The sequence below is a fragment of the Burkholderia pyrrocinia genome, from assembly GCF_003330765.1.
GTDB classification, from domain to species: Bacteria; Pseudomonadota; Gammaproteobacteria; order Burkholderiales; family Burkholderiaceae; genus Burkholderia; species Burkholderia pyrrocinia_B.
The window spans coordinates 458,225-479,054 of sequence record NZ_CP024904.1 but is presented as its reverse complement, the minus strand read 5'-3'; the positions used below and the strand labels follow the sequence as shown (position 1 = coordinate 479,054).

14 protein-coding genes and 2 pseudogenes are annotated in these 20,830 nt (G+C 60.2%); 7 read left to right on the top strand and 9 right to left on the bottom strand.

Features of this window, described 5'->3' with window-relative positions; all coding sequences use genetic code 11:
* Positions 1-4: 4 nt before the first annotated feature.
* The 6 genes and pseudogenes from CUJ89_RS35235 to CUJ89_RS38765 all read right to left on the bottom strand — a co-directional run.
* Complete coding sequence (locus CUJ89_RS35235) at positions 5-931, bottom strand: ABC transporter permease (RefSeq protein WP_114182050.1); 927 nt, start codon at positions 929-931, stop codon at positions 5-7.
* The gene (locus tag CUJ89_RS35230) at positions 928-1,920 is read right to left on the bottom strand and encodes an ABC transporter ATP-binding protein (protein ID WP_236655143.1); all 993 of its coding nucleotides are present in this window, start codon (positions 1,918-1,920) and stop codon (positions 928-930) included. Before CUJ89_RS35230 ends, CUJ89_RS35235 begins: the two co-directional genes overlap by 4 nt.
* Entirely contained in the window at positions 1,920-2,891 is a 972-nt protein-coding gene (locus CUJ89_RS35225; RefSeq protein ID WP_201752448.1) for an ABC transporter ATP-binding protein, read from the bottom strand. The genes CUJ89_RS35230 and CUJ89_RS35225 overlap by 1 nt, the downstream gene beginning before the upstream one ends.
* A gap of 107 nt (positions 2,892-2,998) precedes the next feature.
* Positions 2,999-4,540, bottom strand: a complete 1,542-nt coding sequence (locus tag CUJ89_RS35220) for an ABC transporter substrate-binding protein (RefSeq protein ID WP_201752447.1) — start codon at positions 4,538-4,540, stop codon at positions 2,999-3,001.
* A gap of 418 nt (positions 4,541-4,958) precedes the next feature.
* The gene (locus CUJ89_RS35215; RefSeq protein ID WP_114182048.1) at positions 4,959-5,831 is read right to left on the bottom strand and encodes an isocitrate lyase/phosphoenolpyruvate mutase family protein; all 873 of its coding nucleotides are present in this window, start codon (positions 5,829-5,831) and stop codon (positions 4,959-4,961) included.
* A 492-nt stretch (positions 5,832-6,323) separates the two neighbouring features.
* Positions 6,324-7,135 (bottom strand): annotated as a pseudogene (locus CUJ89_RS38765) (DDE-type integrase/transposase/recombinase); the annotation flags it as partial.
* A 355-nt stretch (positions 7,136-7,490) separates the two neighbouring features.
* On the opposite strand from CUJ89_RS38765, the gene CUJ89_RS35200 reads away from it, so the two are divergent.
* From CUJ89_RS35200 to CUJ89_RS35175, 6 genes and pseudogenes are all read left to right on the top strand, one after another.
* Positions 7,491-12,392: a YadA-like family protein gene (locus tag CUJ89_RS35200; RefSeq protein WP_114182471.1), complete on the top strand. Its 4,902-nt coding sequence runs from the start codon at positions 7,491-7,493 to the stop codon at positions 12,390-12,392.
* A 241-nt stretch (positions 12,393-12,633) separates the two neighbouring features.
* On the top strand, positions 12,634-13,782 hold the full coding sequence (locus tag CUJ89_RS35195; protein ID WP_236655142.1) for a DUF2827 domain-containing protein: 1,149 nt from the start codon (positions 12,634-12,636) through the stop codon (positions 13,780-13,782).
* Positions 13,783-13,796: 14 nt separating this feature from the next.
* Positions 13,797-13,913: pseudogene (locus tag CUJ89_RS35190) on the top strand (DUF2827 domain-containing protein); the annotation flags it as partial.
* A gap of 74 nt (positions 13,914-13,987) precedes the next feature.
* A complete protein-coding gene (locus CUJ89_RS35185; RefSeq protein ID WP_114182044.1) occupies positions 13,988-15,109 on the top strand; it encodes an EAL domain-containing protein in 1,122 nt (373 codons plus the stop codon).
* 59 nt (positions 15,110-15,168) lie between these two features.
* Complete coding sequence (locus CUJ89_RS35180) at positions 15,169-16,323, top strand: DUF2827 domain-containing protein (RefSeq protein WP_114182043.1); 1,155 nt, start codon at positions 15,169-15,171, stop codon at positions 16,321-16,323.
* Positions 16,324-16,426: 103 nt separating this feature from the next.
* On the top strand, positions 16,427-16,663 hold the full coding sequence (locus CUJ89_RS35175; RefSeq protein ID WP_415859066.1) for a DUF4019 domain-containing protein: 237 nt from the start codon (positions 16,427-16,429) through the stop codon (positions 16,661-16,663).
* Here CUJ89_RS35175 and CUJ89_RS35170 read toward each other — a convergent pair.
* The 3 genes from CUJ89_RS35170 to CUJ89_RS35160 all read right to left on the bottom strand — a co-directional run bounded on the left by CUJ89_RS35170 (position 16,630) and on the right by CUJ89_RS35160 (position 18,883).
* Complete coding sequence (locus CUJ89_RS35170) at positions 16,630-17,313, bottom strand: response regulator transcription factor (RefSeq protein ID WP_114182042.1); 684 nt, start codon at positions 17,311-17,313, stop codon at positions 16,630-16,632. The two genes, CUJ89_RS35175 and CUJ89_RS35170, sit on opposite strands and share 34 nt — an antisense overlap.
* Before the next feature lie 190 nt (positions 17,314-17,503).
* Positions 17,504-17,800, bottom strand: coding sequence for an H-NS family nucleoid-associated regulatory protein (locus tag CUJ89_RS39115; RefSeq protein ID WP_114182041.1), 297 nt, complete (start codon positions 17,798-17,800; stop codon positions 17,504-17,506).
* A gap of 456 nt (positions 17,801-18,256) precedes the next feature.
* Positions 18,257-18,883, bottom strand: a complete 627-nt coding sequence (locus CUJ89_RS35160; protein WP_114182040.1) for a LysE family translocator — start codon at positions 18,881-18,883, stop codon at positions 18,257-18,259.
* Positions 18,884-20,133: 1,250 nt separating this feature from the next.
* Here CUJ89_RS35160 and CUJ89_RS35155 point away from each other — a divergent pair.
* Positions 20,134-20,817: a response regulator transcription factor gene (locus CUJ89_RS35155; RefSeq protein ID WP_114182039.1), complete on the top strand. Its 684-nt coding sequence runs from the start codon at positions 20,134-20,136 to the stop codon at positions 20,815-20,817.
* The last annotated feature ends 13 nt before the right edge of the window (positions 20,818-20,830 follow it).

Sequence of the window (20,830 nt, the reverse complement as noted above, 5' to 3'; positions counted from 1 at the left end):
GATGTCACAGGTTACCTTCCTTCGCCATTCTCGGATCGAGCAATCCATAGGCGATGTCAACGAAAATGTTGGAGACGACCATGGTTACGGTCACCAGAAACAGCAGGCACTGGACCACGGAAACATCGCGCGCCACGACGGATACCACCAGGAGCTGCCCGATGCCGGGCCACGAGAAGACGCTCTCGACAATGACTGCGCCGGAGATCAGGCCACCAATCATGAAGCCGACAATCGTAATCGTCGGAATGGCGGCATTCGGCACGGCGTGGTGGTGCACGACCCTTCGCCATGGCATGCCCTTGGCGCTCGCGGTGCGGATGTAGGGTTGGCCAAGAACTTCGAGCATCGCGCTACGAACGAAGCGCGCCAGGATCGCCGAGCCGTTGATGCCGAGTGTGACCACCGGTAAAACAGCGCTCGACCAGCCGTGTGCGCCCCCCGACGGCAGCCATTTCAGCCAGACGGATATCACGAGCACGAGAACCAGCCCCAGCACATACGACGGGACGGTGAAGCCGGCGACGGCACCGATCATCACGATCCGGTCGATGGCGCTGCCGCGATGGAGTGCGGCGTAGATGCCGGCGGGAATGCCGATGGCCAGGTTGATGACCAGCGCAGGCACCGTGATCGCCAGCGTGACGGGAATGCGTTCCGTCACGACGGTGAGCGCGGCTCGCCCGTCGCGCATCGATTGCCCGAGATCGCCGGTCAATATCGCATGCAGGTAGTAGACAAATTGAACCCACAACGGCTGGTCCAGCCCCCAGGATGCCCGGAAGGCGGCGAGCGCCTGCGGCGACGCCTCGTTGCCGAGAATTTCCAGCGCGGGATCGCCGGTGAGACGCAGGATGAAAAAAGCAAAAGTCACCACGAGCAGCGCCGTCAGGAGCGCGCGTGCCGTGCGAGTCAGAATGTAGCGGGTCATCGGCGCGGCTCCACTGCCGTGATCGAGGTGGGGACGAGATGGCAGGCCACGCGTCGCGAGGCGTCCGGCGCGAACGGTGCGAGCACGGGTACGGTTTGCCGACACGTGTCGCGTGCCATCGGGCAGCGCGGATGGAAGGCGCAGCCGTCGGGGCGGTCCGCCGGGTTCGGCGGTTCGCCCTGCAGGATGATGCGATCCTTCTTCAAGCCTTCGTGCGTCGGCGCCGCCGAAACCAGCGCCTGCGTATACGGATGCTGTGGATCTTCAAGCACCGCATCGGTCGGCCCCTCCTCGACAATGGTGCCGAGGTACATGACGGCAATCCGGTCGCTGATCTGGCGAACCGCGCGCAAGTCGTGGCTGATGAACAGGATTGCGGTTCCGCGTGACTGCCTGAGATCTGCGAGCAGATTCAGGATTTGGGCCTGAATCGACACGTCGAGCGCGGAGATCGGTTCGTCGCAGACGATGAGATCCGGATCGGTCGCGAGGGCTCGGGCCAGGACGACCCGTTGGCGTTGGCCACCGGAAAGGCTGGCGGGCAGGCGTTCCGCATGATCCGGACGCAAGCCGACCGCGTCCAGCAGGGCGGCCACGCGATCGCGCACGTCAGAAAGGCCGTGAATGATCATCGGTTCCTCGATCTGACGGCGCACGACCAGGCGCCGGTCGAGCGCGGCGAGCGGATCCTGGAAGACCATCTGCATCCGGGCTCGTTGACTGCGCCACGCAGCGCTGCCGGCCGCAGGAAGGAATGTGCCGTCGAATTTCACGGTTCCTGCATCGACCTTCTCGAGTCCCAGCAACAACCGGCCCGTCGTGGACTTGCCCGAACCGGATTCCCCGACCAGGCCGACGGCTTCATGCCTGCCGATGGCGAGCGATACACCGTTGACTGCCTGAACGACACGTCCGTGTCGAAACATGCCGCGCGATGAAACGTAACGCTTGACGAGGCCCTCGGCCTCCATCAGGAGCGGGGTGTTCACTATGCAATCCTCAACTCTTTGATCGGTACAAAACGGTGACACGCGAGCTGGTGCGATCCACCCGTGCCGCAAAGTGCCGGAACCGCCTTGTCGCACGCTTCCGCCCGCTCCGGGCAGCGCGGTGCGAACGCGCAGCCTGCGCCAGCTTCGCCCGGTTTGGGGACAGTGCCGGGGATTGCATTCAGCCTCGCACGCGGCCCGGACAGAGACGGGGCCGCACCCAGCAATCCCTTCGTATAGGGATGACGCGGCGCGTGGAAAAGTGCGTCGATGGCGCCTTGCTCGACTACGCGGCCGGCATACATGACGTAGGCGCGCTCGCACAGCTCCGCGACGACGCCGAGGTCGTGGGAGATCAGCACCAGCGCCATGCCCGTGTCCTGCTGCACTTCGCGCAACAGGCTCAGGATCTGGGCCTGGACCGTGACGTCGAGCGCTGTCGTCGGCTCGTCGGCGACCAGTACGTCGGGTCGCCCGGCCAACGCAATCGCGATCATCACGCGCTGGTTCTGTCCTCCGGAGAGTTCATGGGGGTACGCGTCGAGCCGCGTCGCGGCATCCGGAATGCCGACCTGGTCGAACAAGCGCCGGGCTTCCACGCGTGCCGCGGTACGCGTCATGCCGCGATGCAGCCGAAGGGTTTCCATGACCTGCGCGCCAACCCGGTGCACGGGATTCAGGGCGCTTGACGGGTCCTGGAACACCATGGCGATCCGGCTTCCTCTGATTGCTTCGAGTCGTTCGGCGGACGCTCCCAGGATGTCGTCTCCCGACAGGCGGACGCGTCCGGAAACCTTTGCCTTGCCGGGCAACAGGCCGAGCGTCGCCAGCCATGTGACCGACTTGCCGCTGCCGCTCTCGCCAATCAATCCAACGGCCTCACCCGACTCCAGCGACAGGTTGATTCCGTGGAGGGCGGGGAGGTTGTCGAAGGACACGGAAAGGTCCTCGATCTCCACGATGGGCATCATGCGTTTGACTCCATGTATGCGAGGTTTTTTCGCCGGACTGACGTCGGCCACGCAAGCGGGCTGCCGGTATCCGCTCGGCGCCGTCTTGCGTGGCGTTCGTGCACCGGTCAAGCAGTCCAACCGGGCCCGAAGTTCATGTCGAGCGTCTGGCCGGTGCGCCAGTTGATGTCCTTGCGCTTGCCATAAAACTGCCCGGAGGCATGCAGGATGATCGCCGGCATGTCGTTGTCGAGGATATCCAGCATGTTGGCGACGGCTTGCCGCCTCTGCGTTTTGTCGGGCGTGCTCTGGGCCTGTCGGCCGAGATCCATATAGGCCTTGTTCGACCACTCGTGCAGGGTAGTCAACTCGCCTTGTGGGCCGAACACGCGCCACGGGCAACCCATGTGATCCTGCAGAGTGGCCGTGGTCGAGTTGTCGTAGATCGCGTTGATCGGTGCTTTCTGGATCTGCGAGAAATTCTCCATCATGTGAATTTCCACATTCAGGCCGACGCTTTTCCACATCGCGATCATGGCCTGCGCACCTGACACCTGATTCGGGTAGTAGTCGTTCAGCAGGCGGTACGAGATCGGCGTGCCGGTGTACTTGGCTTCCGCCAACAATTTCTTCGCGGCGGCCGGATCGTATTTGACCGCCGGGTGCTCCGCGACGAAGTAGTCGCCGAACGACGCAAACTGCCAGCCGCGCGGCACGGACAGCCGCCCCTCCCACAGCGAATCGATGAGCAGTTTGCGGTCGATCGCGAGGCTCATCGCGCGACGAATGCGGGCATCCCGAAGGACGGGCCCTGTCGTGTCGATGGCCAGCGACCGAATATTCTGGACAGCGCCCCCGGCAATCTCCGTGGCTGAATTGCCGCGTACCGTCGAGAACTGGTCGGGCGCCACATCCGTAATGATGTCCACGTCGCCCGCCAATAGTGCATTCACGCGGCTCGACGCTTCGGGGATGATCATGAAATCGATCGTCTTGAACGGCGGCCGGCCCGCCCAGTGATCGTCGAAGGCCTTCAACTTGACCGCTACGTCCGTTCGCTTTGACACGATCGCATAGGCGCCAGTACCAACCGGCGCCTCGAGCCACTTTGCCCACGAGCCGGCTGCGTTGAAGGCGCGCTTGCTGACGATCTCGGAGGACCATCCTGCGAGTCGTTGTTCAAGCAGCAAATCCGGCCCGGACGTTCGCACCACGACCGTGTGATCGTCGATGATGTCAACACCTGCGATCGGCTGCAGCGTCTGCATGGCGACCGTCTGCCCGGCGCGCTTGGGCCCAAGTAGACGCTCGGGACTCAGACTGAAGGCGACGTCGGCCGCGGTCATCTCGCCGCCGTCGTGAAAGCGCACGCCCTTGCGCAGATTCACGCGCAGCGCGTCGGGACCGACGCGTTGCCAACTCGTGGCGAGCGCCGGCTTCAGCCGCATCTTGTTCGCATGGTCGAAGGCAATCAGCGTATCGAACATGGATGTCGACACGCGTCGTGTTGCCGTGTCGTTCAGCATCACCGGATCGATCTGGACCGGATATCGCGACATGCCCACTCGCAGCTGGCGGCGCGTATCGGTCGCCGCGCCGGCAAGGGCGGGGGCGAGTGCCGCCGCGCCGACGGCGATGCCGGTCTTGAGGAATGCTCGTCTGTTCGACATGATCTTTCCCTTGATTTGTTCGTCAGAAGAAATGCGTTTTTTCGATGGATCGGTTACTCAATCGGGCCGGATTATAGGAATCCGATGGCGACACTCCGATGAAATCCATCGAATAAATCGATTGTTGAGATGCGTTTGCCGATGGATCGAAACGGCGCGAGGGCGTCCATGCAGGGGACGGCTGCGTGACCAATCGGCGAACCGAATCGCTCGGTCCGCTGATCTTTCGGGAGGGATAGAGGGGGAGTCGTGCCGCGCGTTTGCCCGACGGTCGGGAAACGAATCGGGTCAGATGTGTCGGTTGATGCAATGGGTCAACTGACAGCCGTGCATGTCGTGCGTGTTGCGATTGCGACTGGGTGCGTGCGCGTTCGCGAGTAGGGCGCATATCGAATCGATATGCGCCGGTGCATTGCCGTCAGCGCAGGAAGCGAGATTCCTGCGCGTGGATGGCGTCCATACCCTGCAGGCGGAAAATCTCGTCGACCGCGATGATGTCCTGATGGACATGCTGTACACCGCCATCCGCAACGATGCGGCGGAACGTCTGTTGCATGGCGGTTGCCGCAGCCCGGATGCCGTAGTTCCCGTAGATGACCATTCGGACGTTGCCGAGTGCCTTGATACGTTGGGCGTCGAGTTCCGGGTAGGCATTCGGTACGAGAACGAGCGGGACATCGCCATTCCACGCGCGCGCGAAGTGCTCGATTTCCGCAGGATCTTTCTGTTTCGAATGAACGAGGATCATGTCCGCACCGGCGCGTTCATACGCTCGGGCGCGCTTCAATGCCTCCGCTTCGCCAAGGCCCGCGATCAGTGCCTCTGTTCGGGCGATGACCAGGAAGTCCGGATCGCCGCGTGTCGCGACGGCGGCCTGGATCTTGCCTTCGAATTCCTCCGTGCGCAGCAATTCCTGGCGGCCACCGGTGGCGAGGCTCGTGACCTTCGGAAACGTCTTGTCCTCGATTACGACCGCGGCTGCGCCAGCGCGTTCGTACTCTGCAATGGCGTGAATGACGTTGATGGCGTTGCCGTAGCCGGTATCGATATCCGCGACGATCGGCAACGACGAGCGCGCGGCAATCGCGCGCAACATGTCGAGATGCTGCGTCATCGAAATCAAGCTCATGTCCGGCAAACCGAACAGCGCGGAAAGCTCGAAGCCGGACGCCCACAGTCCGTCGAATCCGGCTTCCTCGGCCAGGATGGCGGAAAGCGGACTGTGTGTGGCCATGATGTGGGCCAGGCCGGATTCGGCCACGCGGTCACGAAGTTGTTTTGCTTTGCTCATAAGGACGTTATTGGAAAGGAATGGGGGGGCGGCATCGCCGTATCCAGTGCGCGCAATCTGCTGTTGCGAACGATGCGGACGATGCGAACCTCAACACTAGTTCACGTGCGGACTGGCCGCCACCGAATGCATCGCATGAGTCGAGCGTGCTGATCGCAATTCGCGATGGAGGCGGCCTCGCTGGTCATTGGTCTGATTCCATATGCGGGAAAACAATTCCGCATCTGAGAGATCGTTGGCGCTCGGAAAGCGGTCCTCTTATAGTCGTTCGTCACCGAGAAGCAGCATGTGTCGGACAAATGGAAGGGGGCCAGCGCAGCATTATCGGAATTTCATCGACAACCGGTTCGATTCGTCGAGTGGCGTAATGACATTGAAGTCTTTAATTCCGCAATGGAAAGTGTCGTGGCTACTGTCGGCAGCGCGACACCGGGGGCACGAACGTCGCCTTTGTTTGTGCGGTGGCCGCACAGACGCGATGGCGGAAACTTCTGGTCGCTGAGTCCGGTTGTACAGCTCGATATGCTTGCCGATGGAGCGCCGGGCATGGCTGACCGACTCGTATGCTTTCAGGTAGACCTCTTCGTACTTGACGCTGCGCCACACCCGTTCGACGAATACGTTGTCGCGCCAGCTTCCCTTGCCGTCCATCGACAGCCGGATACCTCGGCCCAGCACGGCATCGATGAACGTGTTCGCCGTGAACTGGCTACCCCGATCGGTGTTCACAATGTCGGGCAGCCCGTAGCGGGCGGACGCCTCTTCCAGCGCCTCGACGGCATGCACGGCTTCCAGCGTGATGACGACCCGGTGCGCGAGGGTTTTGCGGCTTGCCCAGTCCACCACCGCTGTCAGATACACGAAGCCGCGCGCCATCGGATCGTACGTCGTGTCGAGTGCTCACGCCTGGATGACCCGCTCGATCTCGCGATGCAGACCAGCCGGACCTGCTGCGAAACCGACAGCACATGCGTACGGTCGGTTATCGCTTTGCGCTCAGCAATCCCGCCTTGGGGAGCGCGCCTTCTAAAAAATCGTTCTCCAGGGTCAACTGGCTGATCTTGACATGCAGCGCCTTCAGGTCCACCGGCGGCTCGCTTGACGGCGTGCCAGCCGTACTGAATACGTCTGCCGCGCGTTCCTGCAACTGCCGCTTCCATTCAGTGATCTGGCTCGGATGCACAGTTCGGATGCACATCGAACTGCGGCGCCAGTTCGGCCAGCGTCCGCTCGCCTTTGACTGCTGCCAGCGCCACCTTCGCTTTGAACGCCGCTGAGTGCGTCCGTCGGGTTCTCTTCGTCATTTTTTGGGTTCCTTTGCAGGCATTGTCGCTGGCTCAGGCCCGGGTCGACCCGCTTATCTGGCGGTCCGAATTCACTCGGCCACCTCTGTTCGAGTATCCGCGGCAATCATATGAATATTGGTTGTCCATCGTCCGTGAAATTAATGTGAACACGCTCCAGGTGCGTGTGACATTTGTTCAGTTTCCCTGTTGTCGCGGATTTCATAATCCATCCCAAAGCAAGATTGTCTGGAAATCTCAATCGGTCAAGCCGACTTTATGAGATCGGTCGTTCTTGTTCTTCTTCATAAGTTTAATTGATTTTTTACATTAATTAACAAATTGCGCCGGGCGCTGATTTAAGCGGGGAAGTTAAATGAATAAGTGCTACAAAACCATTTGGAACGAAGCGCTTGGCGCTTGGGTCGCAGCCTCGGAAAATGATGCGGCGAGAGGAAAGCCGAGTAAAAGTAAAGTTGCCGCTGCGGTTGCTTTGGGCGCATTGGTTTTCTTTGGCGGAGGCGCTTTCATGTCGGAGGCGCAGGCGGCAGTGCAGCCCGGGATCGCCGTAAACAATGGGACCACATGTGAAAATTATACTAATACCGGGGGCCTGAATTACTGCAGTGGACCTATTGGCACACCTATAGTCGGCTCCTACGGCAATTCCGGCACTTTTGTCTCTATGGATTCTGGCGGAACGATGGTCGAAGTCAGTGCGGACACCGGTCTCATATATTTCCGGCCTGGCGGTTCGACTTCGGGTAACTCGAGCGGCAATGTTTTGACCATGGCGAACGTCGCGGGCGGTGTTCTGCTTAACGGGGTGGCAGCTGGCGCGATAAGCGCGACGAGTACTAACGCCGTGAACGGCTCTCAACTCTATACTCTGTCGACGTCGGCCTCGACGGGCATCAGCACGGCGCAGAGTGGTGTGACGTCACTGTCCACGGGTCTGAGCACGACCAATAGTTCGGTAACCTCGCTGTCGACATCGGCTTCGACGGGCATCAGCACGGCGCAAAGTGGTGTGACGTCGTTGTCCACGGGGCTGAGCTCGACCAATAGCTCGGTGTCGTCGCTGTCGACGTCGGCTTCGACGGGCATCAGCACGGCGCAAAGTGGTGTGACGTCGTTGTCCACGGGGCTGAGCTCGACCAATAGCTCGGTGTCGTCGCTGTCGACGTCGGCTTCGACGGGCATCAGCACGGCGCAGAGTGGTGTGACGTCACTGTCCACGGGGCTGAGCTCGACCAATAGCTCGGTGTCGTCGCTGTCGACGTCGGCTTCGACGGGCATCAGCACGGCGCAAAGTGGCGTGACGTCGCTGTCCACGGGTCTGAGCACGACCAATAGTTCGGTAACCTCGCTGTCGACATCGGCTTCGACGGGCATCAGCACGGCGCAAAGTGGTGTGACGTCGCTGTCGACGGGCCTGAGCTCGACCAATAGTTCGGTAACCTCGCTGTCGACGTCGGCTTCGACCGGCATCAGTACGGCGCAAAGTGGCGTGACGTCGCTGTCCACGGGCCTGAGCACGACCAATAGCTCGGTGTCGTCGTTGTCGACGTCGGCTTCGACGGGCATCAGCACGGCACAAAGCGGTGTGACGTCGCTGTCCACGGGCCTGAGTTCGACCAATAGTTCGGTAACGTCGCTGTCGACGTCGGCCTCGACGGGCATCAGCACGGCGCAAAGTGGTGTGACGTCGTTGTCCACGGGCCTGAGTTCGACCAATAGTTCGGTAACGTCGCTGTCGACGTCGGCCTCGACGGGCATCAGCACGGCGCAAAGTGGTGTGACGTCGTTGTCCACTGGCCTGAGTTCGACCAATAGCTCGGTAACGTCGTTGTCGACGTCGGCCTCGACCGGGATCAGCACGGCGCAAAGCGGTGTGACGTCGTTGTCCACGGGTCTGAGCTCGACCAACAGCAATGTCGATTCGCTGTCGACTTCGACGGCATCGAGCGTTGGTTCGCTGTCGACGGGTTTGAGCACGACCAACAGCAACGTGAACTCGCTGTCGACCTCGACGGCGTCCAGCGTCGGTTCGCTGTCGACGGGTCTGAGCACGACGAACAGCAATGTCGATTCGCTGTCGACGTCCACGTCGACGGGTCTTTCGTCGGCGACGAGCTCGATCACGTCGCTGTCGACTTCGACGGCATCCAGCGTCGGTTCGTTGTCGACGGGTCTGAGCACGACGAATAGCAACGTGGACTCGCTGTCGACTTCGACGGCATCGAGCGTTGGTTCGCTGTCGACGGGCCTGAGCACGACGAACAGCAACGTGAACTCGCTGTCGACCTCGACGGCATCGAGCGTTGGTTCGCTGTCGACGGGTTTGAGCACGACCAACAGCAACGTGAACTCGCTGTCGACTTCGACGGCATCCAGCGTTGGTTCGCTGTCGACGGGTTTGAGCACGACCAACAGCAACGTGAGCTCGCTGTCGACTTCGACGGCATCCAGCGTTGGCTCGCTGTCGACGGGCGTCGGTTCGTTGTCGACGGGTCTGAGCACGACGAATAGCAACGTGAGCTCGCTGTCGACCTCGACGGCGTCCAGCGTTGGTTCGCTTTCGACGGGTCTGAGCACGACCAACAGCAATGTCGATTCGCTGTCGACGTCCACGTCGACGGGTCTTTCGTCGGCGACGAGTTCGATCACGTCGCTGTCGACTTCGACGGCATCCAGCGTCGGTTCGCTGTCGACGGGGCTGAGCACGACGAATAGCAACGTGAGCTCGCTGTCGACCTCGACGGCGTCCAGCGTTGGTTCGCTTTCGACGGGTCTGAGTACGACCAACAGCAATGTCGATTCGCTGTCGACGTCCACGTCGACGGGTCTTTCGTCGGCGACGAGTTCGATCACGTCGCTGTCGACCTCGACGGCATCGAGCGTCGGTTCGCTGTCGACGGGCCTGAGCACGACGAACAGCAACGTGGGCTCGCTGTCGACGGGTTTGAGCACGACCAACAGCAACGTGAACTCGCTGTCGACTGGTCTGAGCACGACCAACAGCAATGTCGATTCGCTGTCGACGTCCACGTCGACGGGTCTTTCGTCGGCGACGAGCTCGATCACGTCGCTGTCGACTTCGACGGCATCCAGCGTTGGTTCGTTGTCGACGGGTCTGAGCACGACGAATAGCAACGTGAGCTCGCTGTCGACCTCGACGGCATCCAGCGTTGGTTCGCTGTCGACGGGCGTCGGTTCGTTGTCGACGGGTCTGAGCACGACGAATAGCAACGTGGACTCGCTGTCGACTTCGACGGCATCGAGCGTTGGTTCGCTGTCGACGGGCCTGAGCACGACGAACAGCAACGTGAACTCGCTGTCGACTTCGACGGCATCGAGCGTTGGTTCGCTGTCGACGGGCCTGAGCACGACGAACAGCAACGTGAACTCGCTGTCGACCTCGACGGCATCGAGCGTCGGTTCGCTGTCGACGGGCCTGAGCACGACGAACAGCAACGTGGACTCGCTGTCGACCTCGACGGCGTCCAGCGTTGGCTCGCTGTCGACGGGCGTCGGTTCGTTGTCGACGGGTCTGAGCACGACGAATAGCAACGTGAGCTCGCTGTCGACTTCGACGGCATCCAGCGTTGGCTCGCTGTCGACGGGCGTCGGTTCGTTGTCGACGGGTCTGAGCACGACCAACAGCAATGTCGATTCGCTGTCGACGTCCACGTCGACGGGTCTTTCGTCGGCGACGAGTTCGATCACGTCGCTGTCGACTTCGACGGCATCCAGCGTCGGTTCGCTGTCAACCGGGCTGAGCACGACGAATAGCAACGTGGACTCGCTGTCGACCTCGACGGCATCCAGCGTCGGCTCGCTGTCGACTGGTCTTTCGTCGGCGACGAGTTCGATCACGTCGCTGTCGACTTCGACGGCATCGAGCGTTGGTTCGCTGTCGACCGGCCTGAGCACGACGAATAGCAACGTGGAGTCGCTGTCGACCTCGACGGCATCGAGCGTTGGTTCGTTGTCGACGGGTTTGAGCACGACCAACAGCAACGTGAACTCGCTGTCGACTTCGACGGCATCCAGCGTTGGCTCGCTGTCGACCGGCCTGAGCACGACCAACAGCGCGGTGACGTCGCTGTCGACGTCCGCGGCGACGGGTCTGTCATCGGCGACGAGCTCGATCACGTCGCTGTCGACCTCGACGGCATCCAGCGTCGGCTCGCTTTCGACCGGCCTGAGCACGACTACCAACAACCTGAACCAGCTGTCGACGTCCGCGTCGACGGGTATCGCGGGTGCAAATAGCTCGATCACGTCGCTGTCGACTTCGACAGCATCCAGCGTTGGCTCGCTGTCGACCGGCCTAAGCACGACCAACAGCGCGGTGACGTCGCTGTCGACGTCCACGTCCACGGGTCTGTCGTCGGCGACGAGTTCGATCACGTCGCTGTCGACCTCGACGGCATCCACCGTCAGTTCGTTGTCGACGGGGTTGAGCACGACAAGCAGCAATGTCGCGTCTCTTTCGACCGGGCTTTCCACGACCGACGCCAATCTGGCCTCACTCTCGACTGCGGTTGCCCCGCTGACGTCGATCAAGACTCAGACGACGGATGGCAGTACGGCTATCGGTTCGAGCGCCTCTGCAGCCGCCAACTCGACAGCCGTTGGCCAGGGTGCGAATGCGTCGGGTGCGAATTCGACTGCGGTGGGTGAAGGCGCAACGGCCTCGGGACAGAACTCGACTGCAGAAGGTCAAGGAGCGATCGCGTCGGGCAACAACTCCAAGGCCGACGGTCAGGCAGCATCTGCAACGGGCGACAACTCGACGGCATTGGGCCAAGGATCGACCGCTTCCGGAGCCAATACGACTGCGGTGGGCCAAGGCAGCACGGCAACTGCACCGAATTCCGTCGCGATCGGCACCGGGTCGGTGGCCTCGGCGCCGAATACCGTTTCGTTCGGGTCTCCTGGCAATGAACGTCGACTGACGAACGTGGCACCGGGGATCAACGGCACCGATGCCGCCAATATGAATCAGCTTTGGGGCGTCCAGTCGACCGTCAATGAAGTGGCGCGTCGTGCGTACTCGGGCATTGCTGCGGCAACCGCTTTGACCATGATTCCGGAGGTAGATCCCGGGAAGACGATCGCGGTCGGGATCGGCGGCGGCAGCTACCAAGGGTACGCAGCATCCGCAATCGGGGTGTCCGTGCGGTTCAGCGACAGTCTGAAGGCCAAGCTCGGTGTAGGCATCAGCGGCAACGGTAGCACCTACGGCGCCGGCGTCTCGTACCAGTGGTAAGTAGTTGACTCGTCCCCCCGGGCGCAGCGTGGCGGCTGCCGCCCGGGGAGTTTCATTTCGACGGTCGTGTTGAATGAAGTACTGGCTTGCTTGACGATTGGGTGGATGCGGCCCGTTGATACATGACGCCGAAGCGATCCCGCAAGCAGTTTCCCTCCCTACGATACTGCCCGATCCAATTCGCTCACCAGAACCTCACGAGAATTCGTGGGCATTGCGCCGCTCTTGCGACGAGAATTCAATGCAGACAACCTACTGTCCCGATGCTCCCCGGCATCACATCGGCATGAGGCCGACGGTCGGCATCTCGCTGTTTGCGCGGGACGGCCAGGCGATCTGGGAAAACGGCATTCACCAGAACATCGCGTTCCTCGCGATGATGCTCAAGCGCTCGGATCGCGTCGGCCCCGTCTATTTCCTGAACGGCGGCGACGCCAACGCGCTGCCGGCCGGCCTCGAACTCGACGGCCTCGACATCCCGCTCGTGAAACCCGCCGACGTCACGCACGAACTCGACATCGTGATCGAAATGGGCGCGCAACTGCCCGTGGAATGGATGAAGCACATGAAGGCGCTCGGCAAGAAACTCGCCGCGTTCTTCTGCGGGCACGTGTATGCCGGCCTGTGCGAAACCCCGATCTTCGACAAGCCGTCCGGGCACGTCTTCAACGGCGCGCCGTTCGACGAAGTGTGGCTGCTGCCGCAATACGACAAGACCGCGGCGCCGATGCTGCAGACCATCCTGCGCGCGCCGGTGCACCTGATGCCGCACATCTGGTCGCCGTACTTCCTCGATCGCCGCGTCGCGGCGCTCGCGGCCGAAGGCGCAACCTTCGGCTACCAGGGCGGCCAGCGTCCGTGGCGGCTCGCGACGCTCGAGCCGAACATCTCGGTCGTCAAGTCCTGTCACTACCCGATGCTCGCGTGCGACGCGTTCTACCGCGCGCGGCCGGACGCGGTTCAACACATGTTCGTCGTCAACTCGATGCACATGAAGGCGCATCCGACCTTCGTGCACTTCGCGAACAGCCTCGATCTCGTGCGCCAGCACAAGGCGACCTTCGAACCGCGCATCGACCTGCCGGGCTTCATGGCGCGCCACGCGGATGCCGTCGTATCGCACCACTGGGAAAACGGGCAGAACTACCTGTATTACGACGTGCTGCACGGCGGCTATCCGCTGATCCACAACTCGACGCTGCTCGGCGACGCCGGCTATTACTACCCGGACTTCGACTCTGCCGCAGGCGGCCGCGTGCTGCTCGAAGCATGGCTGCATCATGACGAACGCCTCGACGACTACCGTGCGAAGGCCGGCCGGCTGCTGCAGTCGGTGTCGATCGACAACCCCGCGAACCTCGACGCGTTCGTCTCGCGTCTGGTCGCCTGAACCGGAGCATACGCATGTCGGACTCCAATGCCCGTCAAGCACCCGGCGAGGGCAAGCGTCTCGTCGTCGGCGTGTCGCTGTTCGTGCGCGGCGCCGGCCAGTCGCTGTGGGGAAACGGGATCTTCCATAACCGCAAGCCGTTGAAGCAGTCGTGGCTCATCACTCGTGGCATGTCCCTTTCCACCTTTGAGTACCAGGAAACGACATGAGCTACTGCGTAAACGCGCTGGTGCGACATGCTCTTGCACGCGATACGACGCTTCATGCGGATTCAGACATGCGTGTCGCGTGCATGGTGCTGACGGCGATCGCTCGAGACCGAGTGATTCTGTGTGCTCAACCGATTTTCAGCGCGCACGACGGTGAGCAGGTGCTGTATCACGAGTGCCTGGTGCGAGTTCTCGGCGACGATGATCATACGATCGAGTATCCGTCGAAGTTTATTCCCAGCCTGGAGCGCCTTGAACTCATGCGATTCCTGGACCGCTATGTCGTGGGCATGGTCATTGAATTCATGGAGTCGAATCACGATCTTCGCTTGGGCGTCAATATTTCCGCGCAAAGCGCGAATGAGGCATGGTGGTGGGAATCGATTCTTCTGCTGCTTGAGGGCAGGCCTGAAATTGCGTGTCGCCTGGTAGTGGAGATTACCGAAACCACGCAGCTGTCGCCCGTGTCAGGTCGAGAATTTGTCGAGCGACTGCAGCGCATGGGTTGCAGTGTCGCCGTGGACGATTTCGGCGATGGATTCAGCGTCGAGAATGGCGCTCGGATTGCTTCGCCCGACATCATCAAGATTGCCGGCCGAATGCTGCCACCTGCCGCGCAAGACGGAGCGCGTTTCGATCAGTTTGAAAAATTGGTGGCCCGTGCGCTGGACAATGCACCGCACGTGGTGGTGGAGGGCGTAGAAAGCGCCGGCGCATTGCTCACGGCCTCGTTGGCGGGGGCGCATTGGGTGCAGGGCTACCATACCGGCAAGCCACGCCGTTTAGGGAAAATAGGGCGCTCGACCGGCGACTTGGTCGAGCGATCGATGCAGCAATTTGAGCGCATCGCGGATGCGTTGGTAGACCAGTATGTCGACGACAAGACGCGCAGCGACGCAAAGCTCGCTTATGCGACTGGACTTTCAAGCGCAGTGTACGGCAAGCGTTCCGCCATCGCCGCGAGTCTGCGCAGCAGCTTGATTGACGTTATGCGGGCGAGGGCTCGCCAATCGGAAACCACGGTGCAATTGCTTCGGTGTTTTGTCATGCTCGGCCGACTCAATGGGCAAACATTGGCGCGTTCGATCAGACCGGGAGTCGATCCCATGACACCGTAGACGGAAGAGCCGATATTGGAAATTTCAATTACACCAAGCCGCTAAACCTGGAGGAACACATGGCAAGGTCGAACACCCGCCAGGCGCCCAGCGCAGGCAAGCGTCTCGTCGTCGGCGTGTCGCTGTTCGTGCGCGGCGCCGGCCAGTCGCTGTGGGAAAACGGCATCTTCCAGAACTGCCTGCTGCTGATCCTGCTGCTGCGCCAGTCGCCGCTCGTCGCGGAAGCCGTGATGGTGAACGGTGGCGAACAGATCGCCGATCCTCAGATGATGCTCGGCGAATGGGACGTGCCGCTCCTGACGATGGACGAAGCGCTGCAGCGCTGCGACGTGCTGATCGAAATGAGCGCGCAGTTCGGCGCGGACTACCTGCGCGCGTTCCGCGAGCGCGGCGGCAAGGTCGTCACGATGCGGGTCGGCAACGACTACGTGATCGACATCGAACGCGCGATGTTCAACAAGCCGTCGGGCTTCCTGTTCTCGGGCGCGCCGTACGATGCCGTGTGGACGATTCCCGAGTTCGAGCGCTCGTGCCTGCACTATTACCAGACAGGCCTGCGCGCTCCCGTCACGATCGTCCCGCACATCTGGCATCCGATGCTGTTCGACAAGGCGCGCGCGTCGCTCGGCGCCGGTCTGTCGTTCGGCTATCAGCCCGGCAAGCCGCGCTGGCGCGTGACGATGTTCGAGCCGAACATCTGCATGGTGAAGACCAGCATCATCCCGATGCTCGTGGCCGAGGAAGCGTATCGCGCGAAGCCCGATTTCGTCGAGATGGTGCGCGTGTGCAACACGGTGCACCTGAAGGATCACACGACGTTCGTCCACTTCGCGAAGCGCCTCGACATCGTCGGGCACGGCATCACGACGTTCGAAAGCCGTTATGCGGTGTACGAGTTCATGGCCGCTTACGGCGATGCAGTGGTATCGCACACGTGGGAAAACGCGCAGAACTACCTGTATTACGAGCTGCTGTACGGCGACTATCCGCTGATCCACAATTCGCCGTTCCTCGGCAAGGCCGGGTATTTCTATCCGGACTTCGACTGCCAGGCCGGCGGCCGCGCGCTGCTGCAGGCGTTCGCCGAGCACGATGCGAAGCTCGACGCGTACCGCGAGCAGTCGAAATACGTGCTCGACTCGGTCAGCATCTACAACCCGGACAACGTCGCCGTGTATACGGACGCGATTGCCGCCCTCTATCGCGACGCGTGACGCGCGGTCCGTCTCCGGCGCCGACATGAACGTACTTCCCCCTCCGACCCGCACGAAATGACTGATTGGGTGCGTCGCCGCATCGATCTCGATCGGCGCGCATGTGCAATCCGGCGGCGAATCGGCCGCCGCGCTGCTGCGCGACGCCGACGTCGTATTCAAGCAGTTCGACGCCGACCAGTGCGGTGCGCTTTGGAGCAATGCCGCCACGTTCGTAAAGGCGCGCATCAAGCAGGATCAGTTCGCGGCCGACATGCAGCATGCACGCCGGTCCGTCGGGTCAGCCATCGCGGCCGGGGGATGCAGTCAAATCTTTTCGAGTCGGTATCCGATCGTGTAGACCGATTTCAATGCCACACCGTTCTCTGCGGAAAGAGCAAGTTTGCTACGAACGCGGTAGATGTGCGTGTCGAGCGAGCGCGACAGCATATCTACCGACTTCCCCCAGATCAGCTTGATCAGGTAATCGCGAGGTACGACACGGCCGACACTTCTGAATAGCGCCGATGCGATATCGAACTCCTTCTGGGTCAGGGGAATTTTCTCACCCTTGAAATATATGCATTTGCCCTTGTTGTCCACCATGTAATTCCCGACTACGATCGCGTCCGATTGCTCGTCGCAGTCATAGATCCGCCGTGCAAGCGCGTTGATCCGGGCGATCAGTTCGCTTGAGCCGATGGGCTTTACGACGTAGTCGTCCGCGCCTGCGTTCAGGGCTTCCGCGATATGCTGCTCGAACGGCCGATTGGTCAGGAACAAGACTAGAATCTTGCGGCCAAGATTGGCCCGAATCCAATGTAGTACGTCGAGACCGGATATTACCGGGACGATCCAGTCGAGAATGACGAGATCGAACATCGATTTTTCGAGGAAGCGCACGGCGCGTGCGCCGTCTCCGGCAACGTGCACATCGTGTCCCTGCTGATGCAAGAAATGACCAACGAATTCAGTGTGGGCGACATCGTCGTCGAGTATAAGGATCTTCATTATGCGGACTGTTGATCGCGTGGAAGATCACCCGCATCCGTTCCTGTAAAAAATCGCATTGATCGATTGCTGGCCGGTTCGCTGCAGAAAATGACGTTCCTCGGGGGCTGTCTGGAGGTAACAGTTCGCCACATCCGGTTGAGTGCTTTCGGGGGGAGGGGGCTGACGCGTAGCAGAATGCGTTAATGGATTATTTTTCGTCAGCAGATGCGTCAATCAGAAAATCCTTCCAGTCGCGACCTTTAAGCCATAGTGGCGCTCTGCCGACCCCGGACCACGTGCGCCCCGTTTTGGGATCGAAATATTTTGCCTTTCGTTTTCTCGGTTTTTTGTCAATGCCAGGAAATATATCGTCCGGCTTGAGTTCGAATGACTTAACGCATGCTCTGATCTCGGCGATGACGCAATCTACTATCCGACGCCTTTCCTGAAGCAGCTCATCCTCGAGTCTCGCCTTTTTTTTCAGATATGAATGATAAGACTCCATGGAGTTGTGCCGCTTGAAAATATGAATTGGAGAAAGGTTGTCTACGATATCAAATGTGATGCAATCTATTGTGAACAAATGTCACATATCCTGATTAAGACGCGCGGCGACCGAATTTCATCATATCGAATAAGCAGCAACGGTCACATTGTCCGCATCGTCGTCGCCCCGGATGCGGATCGAAATGATCGGCATGGGCACCTCAACACGCCTTCTCGGTGGCAGCGCTGACGGCTTGCAGCGGCGGGCTCATAAGGAGCGTGATCGCTCTTGCGAACTGCGGCGCGTTCACTCCGTAAAGTGTGGTGTTGTCAACACTGTGTCATCTGAAGCCGCCGCGTCGCAGGCGATCGTGATTGGGGAAGCTGACCGACAATGCCGAGGCTGGTCGTCATCTTCCGAATCACATCCCGAACTGGCCGTACTCCGGCAGCCGCGCGGAGTAACGACCTGCACTCATTGGCGCTCGAGTGCGAGCTTGACGCCGAGCGCCAACAGGACGACGCCGCTGGTCCGGTGTATCCGGGTCAGGATGCGCGGGTTGCGTCGAATCGATGCAGACAACAGGCCGGCAAACAGCGCGACCGGTCCCTTGACCAGAAACGTCAGGCCGGCAAACGTCACGCCCAGTACGAACAGCGACAGCATCGGCCGCGGCGCATCTGCAGGGACGAATTGCGGCAGAAAGGCGAGGTAGAAGAGCACGATCTTCGGATTCGATACATTGGACAGCGCGCCCTGCGTGAAGGTACGTAGCGCCGATACCGGTGCACCGTGGCTGCCAGACAGCGTCAACTCGCCCGACGAGCGCAGCAGCACCACGCCGAGGTACAGCAGGTACAGCGCGCCGGCCAGCTTCAGCAACGTAAACAGCCATTCGGAAGCCTGAAGAAGTGCTCCCACGCCGAGCGTCGCCAGCATCGTGTGCACAATCAGCCCAACGCTGACGCCTGCTGCGGTGACGATACCCGCCCGGGTTCCGCCTGACAGTGTCCGGGACATCACCAGAACCATATCCTGGCCGGGGGTAAGAATGATCAGAAGGGAGGTAGCGATGAACGGCAGCCACGAGAGGTGCAACATGGGATATCTCCTGAAGAAGATGGCCTGACGAAGACCGCGCTGCGTGTTGCAGGCGGGGCGGTCAGTCGATTATCGCGGTCTTCTCGTAGAGATTGGATGCATGATTTACTATAACAATTGTCAATTTTGGAGTATTTGTCCACTGATGTGATGTTCGATGGGTAATTGATCCAGTGAGGTGTAGTGCGACGATCAAGAGGCGTATGGGGCGGGGCTGCGCGGCAAGGTATTCGCGCTTGGGCAAGCTGCTGCGACGAAGTGGCCGCGGCGAGTCCAGTTGTCCATCGAGCAACGCGCTATTTAAGCCTTCTCACGCGGAGCGATGCAGGGCGGTGGTGGAACGCAATTCCACGTTCGTCATCGCTTCCCGAAATTTGATTGCCGACATCTCGCAACGACCTGAACGGCTATGGTCCGCGATCGACAGGACGGTACTGGCTACTACGAGGCCCTCAGAGGAAGGCCTGCGAAAGAGACTCCGACTAAAACGGAGCACCTTCGTCAATCGGCAGCGGTCGTGATCCGTCTCGGTCCACGCTAAAAGCGTTGGATCTCAGAAAAATGGGGCGCGCGAAACCGCACGCCGGCGTCCATTCTCAAGCGTGCTGTCCGAGTCTGCCCCAGGTGGGGCAATGCGTCGTCGCCGGTGTCACGGTGACAGGTATGTAGAACGCATTGTCCGGCCGCGCAGTTCCACGCCTTCGGTTTAGGGGACGGAAGTCCCATCACTGATTCTTGCAATGGGTCGGGCCCAGAACATAGACGGGCGGCGGAATCACCAGGAACGCGTCGCTCTGCGCCGAGGTGAGAACAGCCTGGAAGCTAGCCGGCTGATGGAAGTCTTTATTTGTCAGATTAAATGTGGTTGCAACGCACCGAAACGGTGCTATCGCCCTTTATACGACTGCATTGGAATATTTCGCTACTGATGCTCGAATCTATGGTGATGTCCTCCAACTTGGAAGCGTGCGCTGGCCATATTTGCATCCAATTTCTACCGGGACAGGGGAATAATCTCGTCATCGGTTGGCAAATGAAAATTATTCGATAGATTTAAATAAAGAAAGCCTCCGGAATCGCTTCCACGATTTTCATGTATCTATGCGCGAGTCAAGGATTTGCGGGGTTGCCTGCACTCAAAAATAACTCGATCAAATAGTTGTGATCGTTGATGGTGGCACGAATTTGACTTGGCGAATATCTTGATTCCCTGGGTATGCGCGGATGCCTTTTGAAACTGGTTGATTCCGATGAAGATACTTTTACTTGAAGACGATATTGCCATGTCGGATTTTGTTAGTCTGACATTGGATCGGCATGGGCATAATGTTGAGGTTTGCCGAGACGGGGCGGTTGCGATACGAAAGCTCGAAAAATCGATATTCGATCTGGTTATTCTTGACTGGGTGACACCTCTAATGTCGGGGATGGATGTCTTAAAGTGGATTCGCCGAAATATCGGCGGAGATCTTCCGGTGTTATTCTTGACCAATCGAGTGTTTGAGCAATATGTCGCGGAGGCATTGAATGCGGGCGCCGACGACTACATCCTTAAGCCCATCGGTCCAGAGGTTCTGCTGGCGAGGGTGAAGTCGAACACACGAAGAGCCAAGCTCGATCGAGAAATTCCAGAGTTGATTGAGATCGGCGGTTATATTTTAGACGATAAAATAAAAGGTGCTTATTTAAATGGGGTAAAAATCCCGTTGACCGAAAAAGAGTTCGGGCTTGCTACTATTCTTTTCAAGAATCTCGGCCGTGCCGTTCCGCGCGATCATCTTGTTACGCTCCTCTGGGGGAAGAACGAAGATATGTGCTCGCGGTCGCTGGATACCCATGTCTATCGCCTCAGAAGCAAGCTCGCACTCCGCGCCGAGAATGGCATGGCGCTGAAATCCGTCTATACGATCGGCTATCGACTCGAAAGAATCTAATGGTCTCTGTGGC

Coding starts and splice junctions, on each gene's coding strand:
- CUJ89_RS35180 (WP_114182043.1), top strand. CDS start 15,169: ATGGCAAGGTCGAACACCCGCCAGGCGCCCAGCGCAGGCAAGCGTCTC.
- CUJ89_RS35185 (WP_114182044.1), top strand. CDS start 13,988: ATGAGCTACTGCGTAAACGCGCTGGTGCGACATGCTCTTGCACGCGAT.
- CUJ89_RS35160 (WP_114182040.1), bottom strand. CDS start 18,883: ATGTTGCACCTCTCGTGGCTGCCGTTCATCGCTACCTCCCTTCTGATC.
- CUJ89_RS39115 (WP_114182041.1), bottom strand. CDS start 17,800: ATGGAGTCTTATCATTCATATCTGAAAAAAAAGGCGAGACTCGAGGAT.
- CUJ89_RS35200 (WP_114182471.1), top strand. CDS start 7,491: ATGAATAAGTGCTACAAAACCATTTGGAACGAAGCGCTTGGCGCTTGG.
- CUJ89_RS35170 (WP_114182042.1), bottom strand. CDS start 17,313: ATGAAGATCCTTATACTCGACGACGATGTCGCCCACACTGAATTCGTT.
- CUJ89_RS35155 (WP_114182039.1), top strand. CDS start 20,134: ATGAAGATACTTTTACTTGAAGACGATATTGCCATGTCGGATTTTGTT.
- CUJ89_RS35195 (WP_236655142.1), top strand. CDS start 12,634: ATGCAGACAACCTACTGTCCCGATGCTCCCCGGCATCACATCGGCATG.
- CUJ89_RS35215 (WP_114182048.1), bottom strand. CDS start 5,831: ATGAGCAAAGCAAAACAACTTCGTGACCGCGTGGCCGAATCCGGCCTG.
- CUJ89_RS35225 (WP_201752448.1), bottom strand. CDS start 2,891: ATGATGCCCATCGTGGAGATCGAGGACCTTTCCGTGTCCTTCGACAAC.
- CUJ89_RS35220 (WP_201752447.1), bottom strand. CDS start 4,540: ATGTCGAACAGACGAGCATTCCTCAAGACCGGCATCGCCGTCGGCGCG.
- CUJ89_RS35235 (WP_114182050.1), bottom strand. CDS start 931: ATGACCCGCTACATTCTGACTCGCACGGCACGCGCGCTCCTGACGGCG.